Origin of the sequence: Methylophilus sp. 3sh_L, from assembly GCF_046766015.1 — a bacterium.
In the GTDB taxonomy this organism is placed as follows: Bacteria; Pseudomonadota; Gammaproteobacteria; order Burkholderiales; family Methylophilaceae; genus Methylophilus.
In genome coordinates this window covers 76,018-95,759 of record NZ_JBKOUF010000001.1, presented here as the reverse complement: position 1 = coordinate 95,759, position 19,742 = coordinate 76,018, and the positions used below count along the sequence as shown (strand labels likewise).

General features: G+C 53.1%; 18 protein-coding genes. 8 read left to right on the top strand and 10 right to left on the bottom strand.

What is annotated here, in order from left to right; all coding sequences use genetic code 11:
* Nucleotides 1-2 precede the first annotated feature (2 nt).
* Nucleotides 3-956 carry an adenosylcobinamide-phosphate synthase CbiB gene (cbiB, locus tag ACIDF8_RS00435; protein ID WP_412008686.1) on the top strand — a complete coding sequence of 318 codons (954 nt, stop codon included), beginning with the start codon at nucleotides 3-5 and terminating at the stop codon, nucleotides 954-956.
* A gap of 10 nt (nucleotides 957-966) precedes the next feature.
* A complete protein-coding gene (gene cobD, locus ACIDF8_RS00430; RefSeq protein WP_412009622.1) occupies nucleotides 967-1,947 on the top strand; it encodes a threonine-phosphate decarboxylase CobD in 981 nt (326 codons plus the stop codon).
* Here the strand turns inward: cobD and ACIDF8_RS00425 are convergent.
* Both ACIDF8_RS00425 and ACIDF8_RS00420 read right to left on the bottom strand, forming a co-directional pair.
* A complete protein-coding gene (locus tag ACIDF8_RS00425) occupies nucleotides 1,933-2,574 on the bottom strand; it encodes an FMN-binding negative transcriptional regulator (protein WP_412008685.1) in 642 nt (213 codons plus the stop codon). The genes cobD and ACIDF8_RS00425 overlap by 15 nt on opposite strands.
* Nucleotides 2,575-2,588: 14 nt before the next feature.
* Nucleotides 2,589-2,810, bottom strand: coding sequence for a hypothetical protein (locus ACIDF8_RS00420; RefSeq protein WP_412008684.1), 222 nt, complete (start codon nucleotides 2,808-2,810; stop codon nucleotides 2,589-2,591).
* A 103-nt stretch (nucleotides 2,811-2,913) separates the two neighbouring features.
* Here ACIDF8_RS00420 and ACIDF8_RS00415 point away from each other — a divergent pair, with 103 nt between their 5' ends.
* Nucleotides 2,914-4,350 carry a PLP-dependent aminotransferase family protein gene (locus ACIDF8_RS00415; protein ID WP_412008683.1) on the top strand — a complete coding sequence of 479 codons (1,437 nt, stop codon included), beginning with the start codon at nucleotides 2,914-2,916 and terminating at the stop codon, nucleotides 4,348-4,350.
* On the opposite strand, the gene cobC is transcribed toward ACIDF8_RS00415, so the two are convergent.
* The 4 genes from cobC to ACIDF8_RS00395 form a co-directional block, all read right to left on the bottom strand.
* A complete protein-coding gene (cobC, locus tag ACIDF8_RS00410) occupies nucleotides 4,347-4,913 on the bottom strand; it encodes an alpha-ribazole phosphatase (protein ID WP_412008682.1) in 567 nt (188 codons plus the stop codon). The genes ACIDF8_RS00415 and cobC overlap by 4 nt on opposite strands.
* Nucleotides 4,910-5,701 carry an adenosylcobinamide-GDP ribazoletransferase gene (locus ACIDF8_RS00405; protein WP_412008681.1) on the bottom strand — a complete coding sequence of 264 codons (792 nt, stop codon included), beginning with the start codon at nucleotides 5,699-5,701 and terminating at the stop codon, nucleotides 4,910-4,912. Before ACIDF8_RS00405 ends, cobC begins: the two co-directional genes overlap by 4 nt.
* Nucleotides 5,698-6,744, bottom strand: coding sequence for a nicotinate-nucleotide--dimethylbenzimidazole phosphoribosyltransferase (gene cobT, locus ACIDF8_RS00400; protein ID WP_412008680.1), 1,047 nt, complete (start codon nucleotides 6,742-6,744; stop codon nucleotides 5,698-5,700). The genes ACIDF8_RS00405 and cobT overlap by 4 nt, the downstream gene beginning before the upstream one ends.
* Before the next feature lie 125 nt (nucleotides 6,745-6,869).
* Nucleotides 6,870-8,324 (bottom strand): DegQ family serine endoprotease, encoded by a 1,455-nt coding sequence (locus ACIDF8_RS00395; RefSeq protein WP_412008679.1) that lies wholly within the window; start codon nucleotides 8,322-8,324, stop codon nucleotides 6,870-6,872.
* Nucleotides 8,325-8,538: 214 nt separating this feature from the next.
* Between ACIDF8_RS00395 and ACIDF8_RS00390 the strand changes: the two genes are divergently transcribed.
* Entirely contained in the window at nucleotides 8,539-9,693 is a 1,155-nt protein-coding gene (locus ACIDF8_RS00390; protein ID WP_412008678.1) for an HPP family protein, read from the top strand.
* A gap of 57 nt (nucleotides 9,694-9,750) precedes the next feature.
* On the opposite strand, the gene ACIDF8_RS00385 is transcribed toward ACIDF8_RS00390, so the two are convergent.
* Entirely contained in the window at nucleotides 9,751-10,209 is a 459-nt protein-coding gene (locus ACIDF8_RS00385; RefSeq protein WP_412008677.1) for a DUF2721 domain-containing protein, read from the bottom strand.
* A 321-nt stretch (nucleotides 10,210-10,530) separates the two neighbouring features.
* Here ACIDF8_RS00385 and ACIDF8_RS00380 point away from each other — a divergent pair, with 321 nt between their 5' ends.
* Both ACIDF8_RS00380 and ACIDF8_RS00375 read left to right on the top strand, forming a co-directional pair.
* Nucleotides 10,531-13,113 carry a chemotaxis protein CheW gene (locus ACIDF8_RS00380; protein ID WP_412008676.1) on the top strand — a complete coding sequence of 861 codons (2,583 nt, stop codon included), beginning with the start codon at nucleotides 10,531-10,533 and terminating at the stop codon, nucleotides 13,111-13,113.
* On the top strand, nucleotides 13,113-15,272 hold the full coding sequence (locus ACIDF8_RS00375) for a putative bifunctional diguanylate cyclase/phosphodiesterase (RefSeq protein ID WP_412008675.1): 2,160 nt from the start codon (nucleotides 13,113-13,115) through the stop codon (nucleotides 15,270-15,272). Before ACIDF8_RS00380 ends, ACIDF8_RS00375 begins: the two co-directional genes overlap by 1 nt.
* Nucleotides 15,273-15,303: 31 nt before the next feature.
* On the opposite strand, the gene sbmA is transcribed toward ACIDF8_RS00375, so the two are convergent.
* Together sbmA and ACIDF8_RS00365 are read right to left on the bottom strand one after the other, a co-directional pair.
* Nucleotides 15,304-16,530 carry a peptide antibiotic transporter SbmA gene (sbmA, locus tag ACIDF8_RS00370; protein ID WP_412008674.1) on the bottom strand — a complete coding sequence of 409 codons (1,227 nt, stop codon included), beginning with the start codon at nucleotides 16,528-16,530 and terminating at the stop codon, nucleotides 15,304-15,306.
* 201 nt (nucleotides 16,531-16,731) lie between these two features.
* Nucleotides 16,732-17,061 (bottom strand): hypothetical protein, encoded by a 330-nt coding sequence (locus tag ACIDF8_RS00365; RefSeq protein ID WP_412008673.1) that lies wholly within the window; start codon nucleotides 17,059-17,061, stop codon nucleotides 16,732-16,734.
* Between the two features lie 260 nt (nucleotides 17,062-17,321).
* Between ACIDF8_RS00365 and ACIDF8_RS00360 the strand changes: the two genes are divergently transcribed.
* Nucleotides 17,322-18,338 carry a trypsin-like peptidase domain-containing protein gene (locus tag ACIDF8_RS00360; RefSeq protein ID WP_412008672.1) on the top strand — a complete coding sequence of 339 codons (1,017 nt, stop codon included), beginning with the start codon at nucleotides 17,322-17,324 and terminating at the stop codon, nucleotides 18,336-18,338.
* Between the two features lie 27 nt (nucleotides 18,339-18,365).
* Here the strand turns inward: ACIDF8_RS00360 and ACIDF8_RS00355 are convergent, their stop codons facing one another.
* Nucleotides 18,366-18,800, bottom strand: coding sequence for a DUF3429 domain-containing protein (locus tag ACIDF8_RS00355; RefSeq protein ID WP_412008671.1), 435 nt, complete (start codon nucleotides 18,798-18,800; stop codon nucleotides 18,366-18,368).
* A gap of 146 nt (nucleotides 18,801-18,946) precedes the next feature.
* Here ACIDF8_RS00355 and ACIDF8_RS00350 point away from each other — a divergent pair, with 146 nt between their 5' ends.
* A complete protein-coding gene (locus ACIDF8_RS00350; protein WP_412008670.1) occupies nucleotides 18,947-19,741 on the top strand; it encodes a MipA/OmpV family protein in 795 nt (264 codons plus the stop codon).
* The last annotated feature ends 1 nt before the right edge of the window (nucleotide 19,742 follow it).

Genomic DNA, 19,742 nt, shown 5'->3' with positions numbered 1-19,742 from the left:
TAATGTTTTCACTGCCAGTTTATCCATCGTTCGATTATCTCACACTCGCCGGGCTTGCCTGTGGCGCAGTGCTGCTGGATGCCTGGCTGGGTGAGCCCCGTCGCTGGCATCCACTGGTCGGCTTTGGCCACTTGGTTTCGCAGCTTGAACTGCGTTTGAATCCTTCAACCAGACAGCCATTACGCAGCCAATCTCTATGGGGGCTTGTGAGTGTCCTGCTGCTGGTCCTGCCCATCCTTTTTATCATCGTGTTGCTCATGCAGTTATCCCTCTGGCTGGCACTCGCCCTGCATGTATATTGCCTGTACTTTGCCATCGGTCACCGCAGCTTGCGCCAGCATGGCCTGGCGGTCTATGAGGCGCTGCAAGCGAACCAGTTTCAACAAGCACAACGCGCTACTTCTTACATGGTCAGCCGCGATGTGGAGGCGATAGAACCGGTCAGCGCCACGATAGAATCCGTGCTGGAAAACGGAAATGACAGTGTGTTTGGAGCCCTCTTCTGGTTTTTTGTCGCTGGTGGCCCCGGCGCACTGGCTTACCGTTTGGTGAATACGTTGGATGCCATGTGGGGCTATAAAACACCGCGTTACTTTTATTTTGGCTGGGCAGCAGCGCGGCTGGATGATGTACTCAATTATGTGCCAGCCCGCCTGACAGCCTTGACCTACGCTTTGCTCGGCCAAACCACACTGGCCTGGCAATCCTGGCGAACACAAGCGCCATTGTGGGACAGCCCCAACGCCGGGCCGGTCATGTCTGCGGGTGCAGGCGCACTCAATGTGCAGTTGGGTGGGCGCGCACGCTATCACGGCGAATGGCATGACCGCCCGCGCCTAGGCACGCACACGCCTCCCATTGCCGGGGATATTCCGCGGGCTTTGCAACTGGTCCGTAACGGCATGCTGAGCTGGCTGATGGTCGCGGTGTTGATTGGGACATTGGCCTATGCTTGAAAAGGGCGCAATGCTGGAGCACGGCGGCAACCTGCAACAGGCTGCACAACAATATGGCCGGCCACTGACCGAATGGCTGGATCTGTCTACCGGCATCAATCCGCAACACTACCCGATTGCCGACTTACCCGCCGCCTTATTTCACCGGCTACCCGCTGTAGCAGACAGCTTGCATGCCATGGCGCAAGCCTATTATGGCGCAAGCCATGTGCTCGCCTGTGCAGGTTCACAAGCGGCCTTGCAAGTATTGCCGCGCTTACGCGCGCCCTGCCGGGTCGCCATGCCGCGTACCATGTATCAGGAACATGCCCATGCCTGGCAACAAGCCGGGCATAGCGTACAATTTTTTGAGCGACTGCCTGACGATGCCCTGTTGCAACAATGCGAGGTATTACTGGTCTGCAACCCAAACAACCCTACCGGCCAAAAATACGCTACTGAGACCCTGCTCGCCTGGCATGCTGAATTAGCGCAACGGGGTGGTTGGCTGGTGGTGGATGAAGCGTTTATGGACAGCACGCCACAACACAGCCTCGCCAGCCATAGCGGGCTGACGGGCTTATGGGTGTTACGTTCACTGGGCAAGTTTTTTGGCTTGGCAGGCCTGAGGGTCGGTTTTTTATTGGGTGACCCTACAGCCCTACGGCATATCGCCGCCCTGTTGGGTCCTTGGACCCTGACCGGGCCAAGTCAATATCTGGCCGAACTGGCATTAGCTGACCGTTCATGGCAACAAGCGACCCGCATGCAATTAGCAGTGCAATCAGCCAAATTGGCGCAGTTGCTGACACAACATGGCCTCACGCCATCCGGCGGCACAGACTTGTTTCAATACCTGCAGCATCCTGCGGCGCAGCAATTACATCAGGCTTTAGCCATCCATGGCATTTGGACACGTTACTTTGCCGATCCCCAAGCATTGCGGTTTGGCTTGCCTGCGGAGGCGGACTGGCCCCGGTTGACGCAAGCACTGGGTTCAATGGCTGTTTAAACCACTCACCGCCTGCATCAAGACAGCAAGCTCTCTGGCATGTGCCTCTTTACTTGCCTGTAAGCCCTGCCACACGCCAAGCTGATTCTCTAGCGACTGGTTCTGACTCACCTTCCATTTACCGGTGAGTTCGGTGATTTTGATCTCAATGCCGACTACGGCTTGCAGCATGCGGTCGATAAAGTCGGCAGGGGCATCCTCAAGCTGCCAGGTGTGTTCAAACTCCGATTCCTGCTGTGCCGTCTGCGCACGCAGCTGTGTACGCAACCAGTTTTCGTCCTCAACAAACCTTAACTGGCCTTGAACATGGACCACCACATAATTCCAGGTTGGCACCACACGGCCACTCTGGGCTTTGCTGTGATACCACGACGGGGTCACGTAGGCATGCGGACCATGAAAAATCGCCATCACCGGTTGCGGAGAAGGTTGGCTTTGCAAGGCTACCCAAAGCGGATTCGCCCTTGCCATATGCCCACATAAACCGCCCTCCTGTAGGGATAATGGCAGGTGATTCACCTCTAGCCCTGTGGGTAAGGTCGCAATCAGCGTTGCAAAGGGATAACGGCGGATGATATCCAACCCTGCCTGATCATCCGGTGCTGTAAACTGTTTGGGTAGATACATCTCACTTCCTGACTTCACTCATGTTTAGACGGTGGCAAAAACAGTAATTGGCCCCTGACCAAGACTGCCACCGGCCCGCTTTCTTGCGGTACTAAGCAGCCGTTGTTGCGTGGCTGGTTTGCCAGGCAAACCGGCTGCTGGTCTGGCATGGCTTTAAGCGGGTGCACTTGCTTGTGTGGCAGCAAACAGCAAACTAACACAAGCATCGCCAACACACTTTTGAGCAACAAAGACATGACACGCCCCAACCATAAGTAAAGGATGATATTAACTGCCAAAACCAGTACACTACATGTACACCTAGGCAATCAATCACAAAACTGTACAGGTCATTCCTCCATGCCAGTCGAGAAATCCACCCCCAAAAAACCGCTGATTATCATCAACCCGCATGACCGGTTACCGTTGGTCGAACAAATCGTCAACGGCCTCCAGCAACAGATTGCGCAGCGTGTGTTACGTACCGGCACGCGCCTGCCGTCTATCCGCGATTTTGCAACGCAGCATGGCATCAGCCGCTTTACCGTGGTTGATGCCTATGACAGGTTGGTTGCCCTGGGTTACCTGCTGTCTCGGCGCGGCTCAGGGTTTTATGTGGCGCCCATCAATCAACTGCCAGAAGTCGCAACAGAAACGACTTACCTGGATAGGGCGGATGATGTGTTATGGCTGCTGCACAATACCTTCAGGGAGGTCCCAGAGGCGGTCCGGCCAGGCTGCGGCTGGTTACCCAAGGACTGGCTGGATCAAAAAGCCGTACAAAAAAGCCTCAATGAATTATCTAGAAAGTCTGGCGGATTTTTAACTAGTTATGGCGATGTCAGCGGCTACTTGCCGCTCAGGCAATTATTGACGCAGAAGATTCTGGTGGATATTGGTATCCATGCCGACCCCTCGCAATTGCTGGTCGTCAATGGTGCCTCGCACGGCTTGGACCTGATTGCCAGGTTACTGATCAAGGCGGGCGATGTGGTACTGGTAGATGACCCTGGTTACTACACCCTGTTTGGCCTGCTCAAGTCTATGGGTGCGCAGATTATTGGCGTGCCACGAGGCCTGAATGGTCCCGATATCGCACAGCTTGAGCAATTGTTGCACATCCATCAACCCAAACTGTTTTTTACCAATACGGTGCTGCATAATCCTACCGGCACCAGTACCAGCCTCGCTGTGGCGCACCAGCTGTTACAGTTGGCAGAGAAATATGGTTTTTACCTGGTAGAGGACGATATTTACGGCGATTTTCACCCGCATACAGCCGTCCGACTCGCTGCCCTGGATCAACTTAACCGTGTCATTTATGTGAGTAGCTACTCCAAAACCATTTCTGCCAGCCTGCGGGTCGGCTTTATTGCCTGCCAGGCCGAACTGGCGCAAAGGTTACTCGACCTCAAACTGCTCACCGGGCTGACCAGCTCTGAAATCAATCAGCGCGTGATTTACCAGATTCTGGTCGAGGGCCGTTACCGCAAACATATGGAAAAAGTACGCAACCGGCTGGCCGTCAAAAGCGCACAAGTGATTGAGACACTGGAGCGGGCGGGGTTGACGATTTATACCGAACCTGCGGGTGGTATGTTTGTCTGGGCTAGCCTGGGCGAAGGCAAACAAGCGGCGGAAATGGCGAGTCTGGCCGCCAGGCAGAATGTCATGCTGGCGCCAGGCAATTTGTTCAGGCCCTATCAGGAGCCGTCTTCATGGCTGCGATTTAATGTCGCGCATTGTGAGCAGGATAAAGTATTTGCCTTACTCAAAACAGTGCTGGCGAAGCATTAGCGGTTAACGAAGGTGACTTTGGGAATGGTCCCCGACAAATCGAGGCGGGTCAGGCTGGCATAATCCACATGAAAGCGGAATAGGCCTTTGAGTTGCATATTGAGCGCATGCGCAATCAGGGCGCGGATCATGCCGCCGTGCGTGACCACCAGCACATGCTGGCCGGCATGGCGAGCGCTCACTTCTTCTAAAAACTCGACGCCACGTTGTTGCAGCGCTGCAAAAGTCTCACCGTTTGGCGGGGAAAGTTCGGCATAGTTTTGCGCCCATACATCAAATAACTCACGTGGAATATCATTCCACGACTGCATTTCCCAGTCGCCAAAATGTAACTCCTTGAGCCGCTCGTCATGGGTGATGCCATCAAAACCAAGTGCGTGCGCGAGTTTGCTGCACCGTTGCAAGGGGCTGGAATAGACCGCATCAATCTGCTCATGCAGGAGTTTTTGTTTCAGCTGTGACAACTCACTGGCAAAGTTGATGGAAACATCAATATCACTCTGGCCATAGCAAATGCCCTCGGCAATTTGCAAGCTGGTGTGCCTGACCAACGTTAATTTCATAGCAGGCGCTCCCAAGCCAGTAAACCCAAATACAAAGCAACCTCGGTGAGCTGTTGCATCGCGCCCAGCGTGTCCCCGGTATAGCCTTGCAAGTGACGCAACACCAGTTGCCGCCACCAATATCCCACTGCAAGCACAGGTAAGCCTGTGATCAAAAGAAAGTGAACAGCCGACAAGGCAGACTGGTTGACTGCCAGCATCAGCGCGAAGCCTAACCAGCAGATGAGTCCAAACACGCTGGCATAGACGATATCCTGCCGGCTGGGCGTGGTTGCGAGCGGCTTAGCTTTACCAGTAGCACGCACGTATCTGGCAGTCGCCATCATATAGACGGCAGCCAGGCGGCTTAAGGCATGCCCGGCAATCAGGGCAAACGGCAAAATCGCCGGGGCGAGCACAGACAAGGCCTCAAATTTAAATAGCAAAATACCCACCAGGGCAATCGCGCCATAACTGCCTAGACGGGAATCTTGCATGATCTCAAGCTGGCGTTCACGGCTCATCCCACCGCCTAAACCATCCGCGCTGTCGGCCAGGCCATCTTCATGAAACGCCCCGGTACATAAGATGGTGGCCGCCATGCTGCACAGTACCGCTAGGGCAGGGTTAAACAGCCAACTGGCCAACCACCAGACCACAGCGGCTAACAAGCCGACCAGCAGGCCCACCAACGGAAAATATCTGGCAGCCTGGTTCAGGTCACTTTCTTTAAAATCTGGCAGGGACGGCACCGGAAATCGGGTAAAAAACCCGACTGCCAGCAAGAAATAGCGCCATTGCAACTTCACTGCACTTGCTCGCTGACACCAGCACTCTCAAAGCTGGCCATTTCGGTGAGAAATGCAACCGCTGATTGCAACAAGGGATACGCCAATACGGCCCCAGTGCCTTCACCCAGACGCAGGGATAAATGCAGCAGCGGTTGCGCCTTGAGGTGTGCCAGCATGATGCCATGGCCGCTTTCGTCGGAGCAATGCGCAAACACACAATAATCAATCACTTGCGGATAAAGCTTGGCCGCCACCAGCAGCGCAGAGGTGGCAATAAAGCCATCAATCAGCAAGGTGACGCGCGCCTCGGCAGCGGCGAGCAGTGCACCGACCATCATGGCAACCTCAAAGCCACCAAATACTGTCAAGGCCTGCAACGGATCATCCGCTGACACATGATGCGTTTGCAATGCGGAGGTGAGGACCGCCAGTTTATGCTGCAAGCCTTTATCGCTGACGCCGGTGCCTCGGCCCACACATTGATGCATGGGTAAGCCACACAGCACACTCATCAGGCAGCTGGCACTGGAGGTATTGCCGATGCCCATCTCACCCAGCGCCAGCACATTACAGCCTTGCGAAATGGTATCCCTGGCAATCTGCGCACCCCGGTAAATCGCTTGCCCGCATTGCTCGGGGGTCATGGCTGGCTGATGCAGAAAACTGGCCGTGCCCATGCCGACCTTGGCATCAATCAGTTTGGAATGCGCGGGGAACACGGCGTTAACGCCGCTATCGACCACATGCAGGTCAAAGCCATGCTGGCGGGCAAACACATTGATGGCAGCCCCGCCATTTAAAAAATTGAGGACCATTTGCGCGGTCACGGCTTGCGGATAAGGACTGACACCTTCTGCCACGATGCCATGATCACCAGCGAACACCAGCATGGTGGGTTGCCGCAACTCCGGGTGTACTGTTTGCTGAATCAACCCCAGCTGCAATGCCAAGGTCTCCAGCCGCCCGAGGGCACCTAAAGGTTTGGTCTTCTGGTTAATCTGCTGAACCAGTGCCGCTTGCAAGGCCTGGTCTTCGACGGGAACGATATGGAATGTTTGCATGTGCATATTTTAACGGGCAAAAAGCTTGAGTTGGCAGAATTGTTGCGCATGCCATGTCCACAGGCATGCATGGATAAAAAAGCCCCGCAACTGCGGGGCAAATGACTAAGGAAGCAACACGTGAATTACCCTATTTTGACAGGGACATAAATCTTATTGTCCCCGCGCATGACAAGAAGCGCCACATTCTTGTTTTGTGACAATTTATCCTGCAATTGGCTGACATTTTTAACCTGGTCACCATTGACAGCCAAGATCACATCGCCAGGCTGGATACCCGCATTCGCTGCCGGCCCCTTGCCCACCTCTTCCACCAGCAACCCCTGCTTGAGCTGGGTTTGTGCCAACTCTTGCGAGGTCAGCGGGCGCACACTCACGCCTAACTTAGCCTGTTTGCTATCTAAAGCCACAGGTTCACTCTGCGCAGTTTGCATCTCGTCAATGCGCACATTCAGTTTTTTCAGCTGCTTGTTGCGCCAGACTTCCATGCTGACCGTACTTCCAGGTTTGACGCTACCAACCATGGGTGGCAGGTCGCTTGAGCGGTCTATGGGCTGACCATTAAACTTCAAGATCACATCGCCAGGCTCCAGGCCCGCTTTATCCGCCGGGCCATTTTTCTCGACATTGCTGACCAACGCACCGTTAGGCGCTTGCAAGCCGAATGAGGAGGCGAGATCCTGGTTAATTGCCTGCACCCCGATCCCGAGACGGCCGCGGCTGACTTTGCCAGTTTCCAGCAATTGCTGCTCAATGCCCATCGCCACATCAATCGGGATCGCAAATGACAAGCCCTGGTAGCCACCACTGCGGCTGTAAATTTGCGAGTTAATGCCGATCACTTCGCCATTCAGGTTAAACAGCGGGCCGCCCGAGTTACCTGGGTTAATCGCCACGTCAGTCTGCAAGAAAGGGACATAGCCCTCATCGGGCAAAGCACGTGACTTGGCCGAAATAATGCCTGCGGTGACAGTATTGTCAAACCCGAATGGCGAACCAATGGCGACGACCCAGTCACCTACATTGCTGTTTTTAGTGGTGCCAATACGTACCGTGGGCAAATCTTTGGCATCAATTTTCAATACGGCGACATCCGTCAGCTTATCCACGCCCACGACTTTAGCCTGGAACTCCCGTTTGTCAGACAGTTTGACGGTGACGACATCTGCTTTATCCACCACATGGGCATTGGTCAGAATCACGCCATCAGACTTGACGATAAACCCGGAGCCTAATCCATTCATCGGGGTTTCGGTTTGTGGCATATTGGGTTGAAAACGGCGGAATAACTCAAACATGGGGTCGCTAGGGTCCATGCCAGGAATGCCGGCCGTTTTCACGGTACCGCTGACACTGATATTCACGACTGCAGCCCCTTGCGTAGAGGCAATGCTGGCAAAGTTAGGCAGGGTGATGTAGGCGCTTGGCGCAGTCATGGTTTTAGCTGATACCGGCGCAGTCGCCTGCGCATGGTTCACCAGCGTATATCCTTTCATCCAATAGCCCGCGCCAAACAGTGCAGCCACAGCCAATGGCACCGATACCCAATGGGTTAATTTTGATTGTAAGAACGATTGCATCACAGTTTCCTTTCTTCTGCATCAATCAAGATTTTCTTCTCTTGTAGGAGTATTTAGCCCGTATGAGCCTGAAATCAGAACTGAAGTTTCCGTTTTTTTGTAACCGAATTGTATCGGGAGAAATTCCCGGTTTTGGCCACCGCAAAGCCAATGTGAAAAGGACCAATGCACAGGCTTGGTGGTACACTGCGGTTTTTGCTTTTTTGAGTTGAAAATGGCAGAACTGCCGGACTTTTTAAAGCCTTATTGGCCACGGCGCATGACTGGGTCGTTGCGCGACTACGCGCGCGCGGCGCTGGGGGCTGGCCTGGGGATTTTGCTGACCGGGTGGATCGCCAGCCTGGTCGTGGCAGACTTGCCAGCCGCCAATTGGCATACCGCCGTGTTCCTGATTGCGCCTATGGGCGCTTCGGCGGTCATCCTGTTTTGCCTGCCGTCGAGTCCGCTGGCACAACCCTGGGCGTTACTGGCAGGCAATACGGTGGCCGCCCTCAGCGGCGTGTGCTTTGCCCTATGGCTGCCTGATAGCCCGATTTTGGCTGCGGCACTGGCTATGCTCAGTGCCATCAGCCTGATGTTTGCCCTGCGCTGCCTGCATCCACCCAGTGGCGCGGTGGCGCTGACAGCGGTGTTGGGTGGTGAGGCCATCCGCCAGCTGGGCTTTGGCTTCATCTGGTGGCCGGTGCTGGCAAACAGCCTGTTACTGGTGATCATGGCCTGGGTTTACCACCGTCTCACCGGGTATCGTTACCCGGTGGCCGACCATCCCCCTGCCGCCGCAACACCTACCCATATGCAATACCAGTTTGGCTTCAAGCCAGAGGATTTGCAGCAGGCACTGGGGCAGTACCACGAAGTCCTGGATATTCATCCTTCGCAATTGCAGCGCCTGCTGGAACAAACTGAGTTGATTGCTTACCAACGCAAGCTGGAAGCCATTACCTGCGAACAGATCATGCGGCCCATCGCCACCACGCTAGAGTTTGGCGATGCGCTGGAAATGGCCTGGCAAACCATGCAAACGCAAAACGAGCCTGCAGTGCCGGTGGTGAACAAGGCCAAACTGGTGATCGGGGTATTGAGCCTGTCGGATTTTGTCCGTCATGCCGGAGCCAGCCACTACCGCGAAGTCGGCCCCGCCCTGCAGCGGCTGATCCGCTGGTCACCGACCACGCATAGTGACAAACCGGAAGTGGTTGGCCAAATCATGACGGCACCGGCCATCACCATTCAGGCGCAGATGCACCTGATGCACACCATTCCACTCATGACCAGCCATCACTTGCAGTTGTTACCGGTGGTGGATGCCTCTAACAAACTGGTCGGCATCCTGACGCAAACCGACGTCATCCGCGCGCTTTACCGCTAAGGCTTAGACGCCATCTCCTGAACCCAAAAGTAGGGCCTCAACCCTGGGACCTTAGCACTAGGACTTGCCCGTGTTGCGGCCCGCGGGATTTTCCAGCTTTTGAAACGGCACAATCACCTCACGCGAGGCCAGCACAATCTCACGCAAGAAGCACAGCAGGCCAAGAATTAGTGAGGCCATCGAAATAATAAAAGACACCATTACCAGATGCGGCAAGCGCAAACCAGTCTCCACAGAAATAAACATGCTGGCGATGGAGACGCAAATACACAAAGCCGCGAACGTCGCCAGCCCAATCGCGCGGCGTAGCCATTTGGTCCGTCTGACGATAATCCTCAGTTCATCCTTAAAGCGCTCCCGCTTTTCCTCTGGTGCATCCGTTAAAAACCTGGCGCGGTCTATCGAGCGCCCCAGGCGGCCAATCAGCACCCCCAAAATCGAGCCGATGCCGGTCAGCAAAAAAACCGGGGCGACGGCATCACGGATAGCTTCCGAGACACTATGAATTTCTATCATGGTATTGATCATGTTGTTGAGATTTCAGGACGGGGATTTAAAACAGCATACAACCAAGAGACTGGGACGTGCACCATTTTGAAAATGCACGCACCAAAAAATGGCATTCAGCGCGTTTGTCCTCCAGGCCTATGCCAGTCAGGCATTGCGTGAAGGCGGTTAGCAGGCCAATCTGGGCCAAAATCATCACTTCCAAGTTTTAATATTTAAATAAAAGCATTTTTCTTGCCATTCTTTTGCAATTTACCCAACGTAAACGGGAACCATTCTTGCTGTAAATAGGCGGAATTAATAGCAACTATGGAAGAAAACTAGAAACATATGCACCCGCAACCTTTGACTGAAGAGCTCGCCAGCCATTTTAAAAAGGTCAACGATTTTCGCTCACATATTTACCAGCTCCAAAATGCCTGGGATAGCCTGGCACTGATGGCGCAGCTGTCAGGCACCGGCTCCGAAATGGAAGACACCCGGACTGCTTTTAACAAAATCTCCAATGCAGTGCTGCGCCACCTGTCAGAAGAAACCCTGCACAAAACCGCTGCACAGCTCTCATCCAAAGCCTTTGAAGTGATTAACCTGCTCATCCGTAACCTGTTTGAGCGCACCGCCGATATTGGCTTTTTTGCCACCGACGATGACGTCAGGGAGTATCTTGAAAAACATGCTGGTGGCGAAGTCTCGGCGCAGGACCAGACGCGTCTCAGCCAGCGGTTTCAAGAGTACCAGAAAAAATATACGGTCTATGAGAACATCGCCCTCTTCGACATGGCAGGCACCTTGCTGCATCAACTGGACACGGCGCAAAAGATACTGGGTGACCAGCACGCGATTTTTAACCTGGCAGCACAATCCAGTGCGCCCTACATTGAGCAGTTTTATGAAACAGAAATCCAGGGCAAGCCTTATCAATCGCTGATGTATGCCCATACGGTTTACAGCAGTGACGGTGTGCGCCCGCTCGGCGTGTTGTGCTTATGCTTCAAGTTTGTCAACGAACTGCAAACTATCTTTCAAAACCTGATTAATCCCCAGGACTGGACCGTGGGTATCCTGCTGGATGAACAACGGCATGTGATTGCCTCCAGTGACCCCTATCAGATCCCGATCGGCATCACCCTGTGTGCAGACACCGACAAGGACTGGTTTGTAGCCCGTTTTGCCGGCCGGGAATACCTGTGCGTCACCAAGCAGGCGGAGGACTACCAGGGTTACTCGGGGCCTGGATGGTTGGGGCAAACCATGATCCCGCTGGAATATGCCTTTCACCAGAGCATGCAAGGCATGGTCAGCAATATTGATGCTGAAATCTTGCGCAAGGTGATGCGCAGTCCGCTCATTTTTTCTGAGAGCTTGTTGAATATTCCCAAACAGGCTGCCAATATTCAGAGCAAACTGAATCAGTCCGTGTGGAACGGCAATATCTGGCAGAGTAACTACGTCAATACGCAGCAAAAAAACTTTTCCAAAAGCCTGCTCTCAGAAATCAGTAACACCGGACACAAAACCCAGCAAATTATTGAGAACATGGTGTCTGAGCTTTACCAGACCGTAGTGTCTGTGATGCTGGAAAACTCGAGTTTTTATGCGCAGTTTGCGGTTGAAATCATGGATCGCAACTTGTATGAGCGGGCCAATGATGTCCGTTGGTGGGCGCTTACCCACCAGTTCCGCGAACGCCTGGCTAACCCACAGCCGTCGACAGAAGATAAAAACCAGATCACCAGCATCCTGCGTTATATCAATGGCCTGTATACGGTCTACGACAACCTGATTGTGTTTGACCGTCAAGGCATGGTGATTGCCGTTTCTAATGCCCGCTACAATGATTTGATTGGTAGCCCGCTGACCGAGGAATGGGTAGGCCGTACCCGCAGTTGCAGCTCCAGCCAGGATTACGTGGTGTCGCAATTTGAACCCACCCCTTTGTACAACCATCAAGCCACCTATATCTACGCAGCGCCGATCCGGCATCTGGATGGCAACAGTATTGTCGGAGGCATAGGCATTGTGTTTGATAGCAAACCGCAATTCCAGGCCATGCTGCGGGATGTGATCCCGCGCGATAAAACTGACACACCGGTCAGCGGCAGCTTTACCTTGTTTGTGAACGAACAATTGAAAGTCATCTCAAGCACGCATAAAGACTTTGCCACCGGCGATGATTTTGCCTTGATGCCGGAAATCAGCAAATTGAGCGAAGGGCAGCAACTGTTTGATATTGCCATCTACCAGCAGACCTATTATGCGGTAGGCGTGCATGCGGCATACGGCTACCGTGAGTTCAAAGGCGCACAAGACAACTACCGCAATAAAGTGTTTGCCTTGATCTTTACGCCGCTAGGCAACGGGAACGAAATTAACCAGCGGATTACGGCAGAAGCACAAGTCATCCACAACAAATTCAACCCCAACCTGTTCCTGCAGAATGCGGAAGACAGCCAGGAATACGCCACCTTTTATGTTGGCAACACCTGGCTAGGCATCGAAGCCCGCTTTGTCCGCGAGGCCATTGATGAGGAACACTTACGTACACTGCCAGAATCCACGCCATTTATTGCTGGCATGCATACTTATCAGGATCAGGTGATTCCGGTGATTGACCTGGCACGCATGCTTGGGCATGCACACTATTTTACCGATTACAGGCAGATCGTCGTCATTGAGGATAAAGCCGCAGGCCTTAAGTTTGGGGTGTTTGTGTCTGCATTGGGCGAGATCCCCTACCTCGCGCCCAGCCAGATCCAGCCCATGAATACCTTTTTTAAGGGCATTAGCAACAACCCTGGCGTCGCCATTGCTAACCTGGCCCAGCAGAGCATGCTCACACTGATCAATGCCCAGAGCCTGTGGGAAAAAGTGACACTGAGCCAGCAAAGACAAGCAGAACAGGCGCTGTTCTGATGAATGGCGACATCCACTGGGGCATGATGCAAACGCAAATAATGGACTCTTTACTGACGGCACAACAGCAAAGGCTACTGGATACGCTGCTAGATAATCTGGACGGCATGATTTACCGTTGCCTGTATGACGATCAATGGACCATGATTTATGTCAGCAAAGGCTGCGAGACACTGACCGGCTACCCAGCGCAAGATTTGATCCTGAACAAGGTTAACTCGTATGAGCGGATCACGCATGCGGAAGACCGCGCACAAGCCAGGGCCATCATCCATGATGCTGTCAGCAAAAAGCAGCGGTTTGACCTGGAGTACCGCATCCTCCGTGCTGATGGGTCGGTCAGCTGGGTCTCAGAGCGCGGTAGTGGCGTGTTTGATAATGACGGCAAACCGGTCGCGCTAGAAGGCATCATTCAGGATATTACCGAACGCAAGCGGATTGAACAGGCGCTGTACAGCACCGAACAGAAGTACCGCTCCATGTTTGAGAACTCGACCCTGGGCATGTTCCAGACCACAGAGTCAGGCACCTACCTGAATGCGAACCGGGCATTGGCCAAACTGTATGGCTATACCACCCCAGCCGAATTGATCAGCGACCTCAATAACATCAGTACACAGCTGTATGTGAAGGACAGCCGCCGCCATGACTTTACCGAAGCCATCCGCATGCAGGGGCGTGTGCAAAACTTTGAGTCTGAAGTCTACCGGCTCAATGGTGAAACCATCTGGATCTCGGAGAACGCGCACGCGGTCTATGATGCGCAAGGCAGCATTCTCTATTACGAGGGCACAGTAGAGGACATTACCGACCGTAAAAATTATGAGTTACAAATCCGCCAGCTGGCAGTGACAGACAACCTGACCGGCCTGTTAAACCGCCACGCGTTTAGTGGCAAGCTGGCCAGCCTGATTGCTGAAGCGGACAAGTTTCACTACAAGATTGCCATTGCCTTTATCGACCTAGATCACTTCAAACTGATTAATGACACGCTGGGCCACCGTGCGGGTGACAAACTCTTGGAAAACGTAGCGCAACGCCTGATCCAGAGCACACGGCCCACCGATGCCATTGTGCGGTTTGGCGGCGATGAATTTGTTATGCTCTACCCCGGCCTGCGCTCGGCAGAAGATGCCGAGCCTTTGCTATCGCGCGTGATGGAAACCATTTCGCAACCGATTGCCATTGGCGACTATGTGTTTAACATGACCTGCAGCGTCGGCGTCAGCATTTACCCGGATCATGCCCAAGACATTGATACCTTGCTCAGTTGTGCGGACTCGGCACTGTATAGCGCCAAAAACGCCGGTAAAAACAAGGTGCAAATGTTTAGCGGCACATTGGCGCAGCAGCTCGGTGAACGTAACGAAATTGAATATGGCCTGGGACACGCCTTGCAACGGCAAGAGCTCATGCTGTATTACCAGCCGCAAATCAATATGCAGCACGGCAACATCAGTGCGCTTGAAGCGCTGATCCGCTGGCAACATCCTGAGCGCGGGCTGATCCCGCCAGACCAGTTTATTCCGGTCGCCGAAGAGACCGGGCACATTTTCGCCATTGGTGAATGGGTACTCGAGACCGCCTGTAAAAAAATCAAGTCCATGCAAACGGAATGGGGCTATCTGGTGCCGATTGCGGTCAATGTCTCGCCTATCCAGTTTTTGCGCGGCAACCTGGTGGAAACCGTACAGCGGGTATTGCGCCAGGAGCGCGTGCCACCGCACCTGATTACGCTGGAAGTGACCGAAAATGCGCGCTTTAAAGATGAAGCCATGTTCACCCGCACCTTGGAGCAACTCAAGCGCCTGGGCGTCTGCATTGCCATTGATGATTTTGGCATCGGTTACTCGAATATGGCCTATCTGAAAAATTACCCTATTGATGAACTCAAAATCGACAAGGCCTTTGTGGAAGACCTGGAACAAAGTGTGACCAATGGCAATATTCTACTGGCGCTGATCAACCTGGGTAAAAGCTTGCATAAATCAGTGACAGCTGAAGGTATAGAAACCGAGTACCAGCACCGATTTTTACTGCACAGTGGCTGCGATGTGGGCCAGGGCTATTATTACAGCAAACCTTTGTCGGATGAGGCGCTGGCGCAGTTTATGCGCGAACAGCAACCCAAGTTTAATCACCTGCAGGTGACACGCTAACCGGTCTCCTGCAGGTATTCACCCCTGGCGCTTAAGCAGCGGTGTTCTCAATCTCGGGCAAAGCCTCATGTTTAATCGCGGCCTCAAATGCAGTCAACCGTTTATACACTGAGAGCAGCTCCACAATCGTGGTCCAGGAGTTGACCAGGTATTGAAACGAATTGCTGACCTGTGAAAAGGCAGTGAGGATTTGCTGCAGGATACCGAAGGTAATTTTACCGGCCGCAATGGTGGGGACCAGAATCAGGTAGGCAAAAATATTGTCCGCCTGCAGGTACAAGCTACGCGCCACGTTGAAATACATATAGTGGAAATACAAGCGGAAATAGTTTTTACGCACCTCCAGAAACAGGGATTTCAATGTCTCGGGTTGCGCACGCGCAGAGTTATCTTCCCCATAGACCAGCTCCTTACGATACGCAGCCTCGACGCGCTGGTTTCTGAATTCCAGCCCAGGTAACTTGATACCGACGGCAGCTAGCAAGAAAGTGCCGAACACCGACCAGGCAATCGCCGCCGTGAACAGTGGCGCAGGCACCGCGCCAAACACAGGCAGCTCGCTCACATAAGAAGACAGGCTCCATAAGACCGGTAAAAAAGCGAACAAGGTCATCACAGCCTCAACCATAGAGACCCCCAGGCCCTCCATAATTGTGGCAAAACGCATGGTGTCTTCCTGTACCCGTTGCGAAGCGCCCTCAATCTTGCGCACTTGTGGCCATTGGCTGGTATAAAAGTCATTCATCGCCGTCCGCCAGCGGAAAATATAGTGGCTGACAAAAAAGCGGGTCATGACATAAATAAAAATCGCCACAAATGCAATTTCAGCAAATTGCAGCATCAGCATATACAACTGCGCCGTGGTGACCTTGGAATTCGGGGAAAGCGCCGCTTGTACGGCATCAAAAAAAGGCCGGCGCCAGTTGTTGAGCGCGACGGAGACTTGCACTGAATAATAGGTAGAAAACAGGATCGCGGCAGTCCCCACAATCGACCACCATTGCCAGCGGGTCGGTTTCATTTGAAACCAGGCGAGGGCAAAAATCGCCACACTCACCAGGTAATACAGATAAAACAACTTGAACGGATCGGTGACAAAATGCCCCAAGCCAATCACCGGCTCGGTCTCGACCATGGACAAACCCAGTGCGGTACCAATTGCAGCTGAATACTCGAACCATACCCCACAACAGACCACTGCCCACAAGATGACAGACGGCCAGAACCAGCGGGAATCGGGAAAAAAGGATTTGAACATAGGCGATTGGTATTCTTATTAACAAGTGTTCAGTGTATTGGCTCTTGCCTTGGCCTGCAACAAGGTCATGCAATCACAACCATTAAACCCTGCAGTTGAAAAACGGCCGGCAACAAAAAAGCCCCCATGTGGGAGCTTGAGTATTTTTAGCGGGAAAATGTTCAAAAATCTTTGACACCACCCGCGTTTAAAGTGGTCGCGTTAACTGTAATTACCCCTGAAGCAGCAACCTAAAGGGGAGTTGCTATGATAGCTGGCGCGTTGAATCATGGTTTTAGCCTTGGGTGAAGTCCGGTGGCTGACCAGGCGGTGCTTTACCGGCGCTTTTTTTGCAGGCTCTACCTGCGCTGGCGTCGTTTGAATTGGCGAGGCTTGAATTGGCGCAGTTTGGGGCGCGTCAACCATGGCCTCATCAGCCTCGGCCAATTGTATGTTCGGCTCGGGTTGAGGCTTGTCACCTTCGCCTGCGTTCACGGCTTTAAGAAAATAACGGTTATCGGCAGGCGCTTCATGTTCGAAGGTAATCATCATCAAGGCCAGCATATTAAGGAAAATCAGTTTGGGAAGCATGTACGATTTGTGGGAATGCATTTTATGCTCAATATTTGAAGGTTGAGTCAGGCATCATCTTAAATGGTAAGCGCCTGACTGAGGCGTAGGCCACCGCTGATTTGCCTGTCAGAAAATACTTACTTCCCCCTGGCTGAAAACGTTTTTGATTCTGGCAGGTCTTATAGCTTAAGAATTTCTAACTTAAACATCCGCCAGGCCTTAAAAAGAATAGAGGGGTTATGAAGCCAATTTTGCTTGTCAGTCTGCTGTTGTTGGCCAATGTTTTAAATGCGCAGCCCAGTATTGTGGATACGCTGGAACTCGGGCACTCAATTGTCATGGTGACGACCGACTTGCCCGATGGCTCGAATGGCAGGGGCTCAGGCGTGGTGGTGAGCCCCGAATATGTGGCGACCAACTGCCACGTGATTGCAAATAGCAAAGGCGTCAACATTGCCAAATTCAGGGATGGTTATCAACCAATTGGCTTGAAAGCGAACTGGAAACGCGATGTGTGCCTGCTCAAGTTTGATCCTTTGCCGTTTAAACCTATCCCCATGCGGGATAGCAAAAGCCTGCAATACGAAGAAGAAGTGTTCAGCATGAGTTTTCCGGCGGGGGCCCCGGTCCCGCAGTTGTCGTATGGCGCGATCAAAGGGATTTACCCGTTTGATGGCAGCCTGATTGTTCGCTCCAGTGCGTCTTTTTATATGGGATCCAGTGGTGGCGCCTTGTTTGACCAACATTACAACCTGATCGGCCTGACCACCTTTAAAAGCCCTGGCCAGCAAGCGTTTTATTACAGCTTGCCGGTAGAGTGGATCAAGGAATTGATGGCAGCCCCCGAGACGCTCTCGCTTAAAACCAATGATGTCCCTTTCTGGGCATTGCCACTGGAGCAACGGCCCTACTTCATGCAAGTAGTGATCCCTTACCAGAATGCAGATTGGCGTGACTTGAAAACCATCGCCGGGCAATGGACAGGCAAAGAACCTGCTTCTGCAGATGCCTGGTATTTTTTAGGCCTGGCGGAAGAAGGCTTGCAGCACTATGTGCAGGCAGAGCAGGACCTGAAAAAAGCCTATGACCTCAACCAGCACGACTTTGATACCATGATTGCGCTCTCCAGGGTGGCGTTTATACAAAAGGATGTGGCAACGCTAGAATCTATCCAGCCTGCGATTCAGGCGCTAGATCCGGCGGAAGGCAAAAAAGTCTCGCAACAAATCCTGACCCTGAAGCAGGCCAATCCTTAAACTGGCCTGAGCTAATGGGGGCTGGCATTAAAACTGCAACACCAGCATGATGCCCAAACACAACACGACGATGGTGGTCACTTGGCTGCGGAGCCGATAAAACCAGCGTTCAATAATACCCTCCGCCACCAGTTTGCGGTCTATCAGCCATAAAGCGATAAAGGCCGCAATCTGCACCAGGTATTGCGTGACCGGCACCACAAAAAACAGGGTGGCCCAGGCAACCAACGCCAGTAAGTTACTGCTCACCAGCAGGTTCAGGCGGGTATATTGCGCGTTGCCCAGAAACAAGCCCCAATGGATCCCGCCCAAAAACGAGATAATCACGGCCCCATACGTCAAGGCGAGATAACCAGTGTGGTAGTGCGCCATTCCCTGCAGTTGCGCGACGACAGCCCCCGCAAACGGCAACGCCCCCATAAAAGTCAATGTTTTGGCCAATTGAATATGTGTTGATCGCATCTTGCTTTCTCCTCTTTGCAGCGGTGTGACCATACACATCGCTTTTGGTTTGTGCCTAGGCCCTAAAAGTCTATGGTGCCCTCCGGGAACTAAAAGGCGCGTACACTGCTCATGTCATCAGCATAAAACAATAACGGATACACACCATGACTTTTCATCCCCTCCTGCCAGTGGCTGGGTTTTGCCTCGCCCTGAGTTTGCTTAGTAGCTCAAGCTATGCCGAATCGCGTATAGACCGCCAGACTGAAACGGCGGTGCCGAGGGCACAAAACCTGTATGGCATCGGCGTTGGCGTGCTGCCAAAAACCTCTGGCTCTGACGAATACCGCGCGCTGGTACTGCCGATTATTAATGCGAATTATGGCGACCGCTTTTTTATTAATGCCCTGCAAGCTGGGGTCTGGTTAGTGGACAGCGAAGATCAGCGCCTGCGGTTTGGCCTGTCAGCAGAGGCTAAATTTGGCTGGGATGCCAGCAAGGGCGACCGCACGCGCGGCATGGATGACCGCGATTTCTCGGTATTTGTCGGGCCCTTGTTACGCTGGCAAACCAACTACGGCACATTCAATGCGCAATGGACCACGGATGCGAGTGGCAACAGCAATGGTCAGCAGGTTCAGGTGCAATACATCAAGAGCCTGTTACGCTCGCCAAACTTGCGTCTCAACGGCTTGGTGGGCGCCACCTGGAATAGCCAGAAATTTAACAACTATTACTTCGGTGTGCGGACGAACGAAGTCAGCGTAAGCCGGCCATTTTACCGGGCAGGGTCTGGCGTTGAATGGCAGGCTGGCATCAATGGCATGATGCCGGTCATGAGCAATCATTCCTTGCTGTTTGGCGCGTTTATTACCCGGCTCAGTGATGAGCAGTACGACAGCCCAATCACAGAAACACGGATTCAGCCGCTGGCCTATGTCGGCTACAGCATCCCGTTTTGAT

Bases quoted from the DNA above. Each gene is read 5' to 3' on its own strand.
- cbiB (WP_412008686.1), top strand. From the start codon at position 3: ATGTTTTCACTGCCAGTTTATCCATCGTTCGATTATCTCACACTCGCC.
- cobD (WP_412009622.1), top strand. From the start codon at position 967: ATGCTGGAGCACGGCGGCAACCTGCAACAGGCTGCACAACAATATGGC.
- ACIDF8_RS00425 (WP_412008685.1), bottom strand. From the start codon at position 2,574: ATGTATCTACCCAAACAGTTTACAGCACCGGATGATCAGGCAGGGTTG.
- ACIDF8_RS00420 (WP_412008684.1), bottom strand. From the start codon at position 2,810: ATGTCTTTGTTGCTCAAAAGTGTGTTGGCGATGCTTGTGTTAGTTTGC.
- ACIDF8_RS00415 (WP_412008683.1), top strand. From the start codon at position 2,914: ATGCCAGTCGAGAAATCCACCCCCAAAAAACCGCTGATTATCATCAAC.
- cobC (WP_412008682.1), bottom strand. From the start codon at position 4,913: ATGAAATTAACGTTGGTCAGGCACACCAGCTTGCAAATTGCCGAGGGC.
- cobT (WP_412008680.1), bottom strand. From the start codon at position 6,744: ATGCAAACATTCCATATCGTTCCCGTCGAAGACCAGGCCTTGCAAGCG.
- ACIDF8_RS00395 (WP_412008679.1), bottom strand. From the start codon at position 8,324: ATGCAATCGTTCTTACAATCAAAATTAACCCATTGGGTATCGGTGCCA.
- ACIDF8_RS00390 (WP_412008678.1), top strand. From the start codon at position 8,539: ATGGCAGAACTGCCGGACTTTTTAAAGCCTTATTGGCCACGGCGCATG.
- ACIDF8_RS00385 (WP_412008677.1), bottom strand. From the start codon at position 10,209: ATGATAGAAATTCATAGTGTCTCGGAAGCTATCCGTGATGCCGTCGCC.
- ACIDF8_RS00380 (WP_412008676.1), top strand. From the start codon at position 10,531: ATGCACCCGCAACCTTTGACTGAAGAGCTCGCCAGCCATTTTAAAAAG.
- ACIDF8_RS00375 (WP_412008675.1), top strand. From the start codon at position 13,113: ATGAATGGCGACATCCACTGGGGCATGATGCAAACGCAAATAATGGAC.
- sbmA (WP_412008674.1), bottom strand. From the start codon at position 16,530: ATGTTCAAATCCTTTTTTCCCGATTCCCGCTGGTTCTGGCCGTCTGTC.
- ACIDF8_RS00365 (WP_412008673.1), bottom strand. From the start codon at position 17,061: ATGATGATTACCTTCGAACATGAAGCGCCTGCCGATAACCGTTATTTT.
- ACIDF8_RS00360 (WP_412008672.1), top strand. From the start codon at position 17,322: ATGAAGCCAATTTTGCTTGTCAGTCTGCTGTTGTTGGCCAATGTTTTA.
- ACIDF8_RS00355 (WP_412008671.1), bottom strand. From the start codon at position 18,800: ATGCGATCAACACATATTCAATTGGCCAAAACATTGACTTTTATGGGG.
- ACIDF8_RS00350 (WP_412008670.1), top strand. From the start codon at position 18,947: ATGACTTTTCATCCCCTCCTGCCAGTGGCTGGGTTTTGCCTCGCCCTG.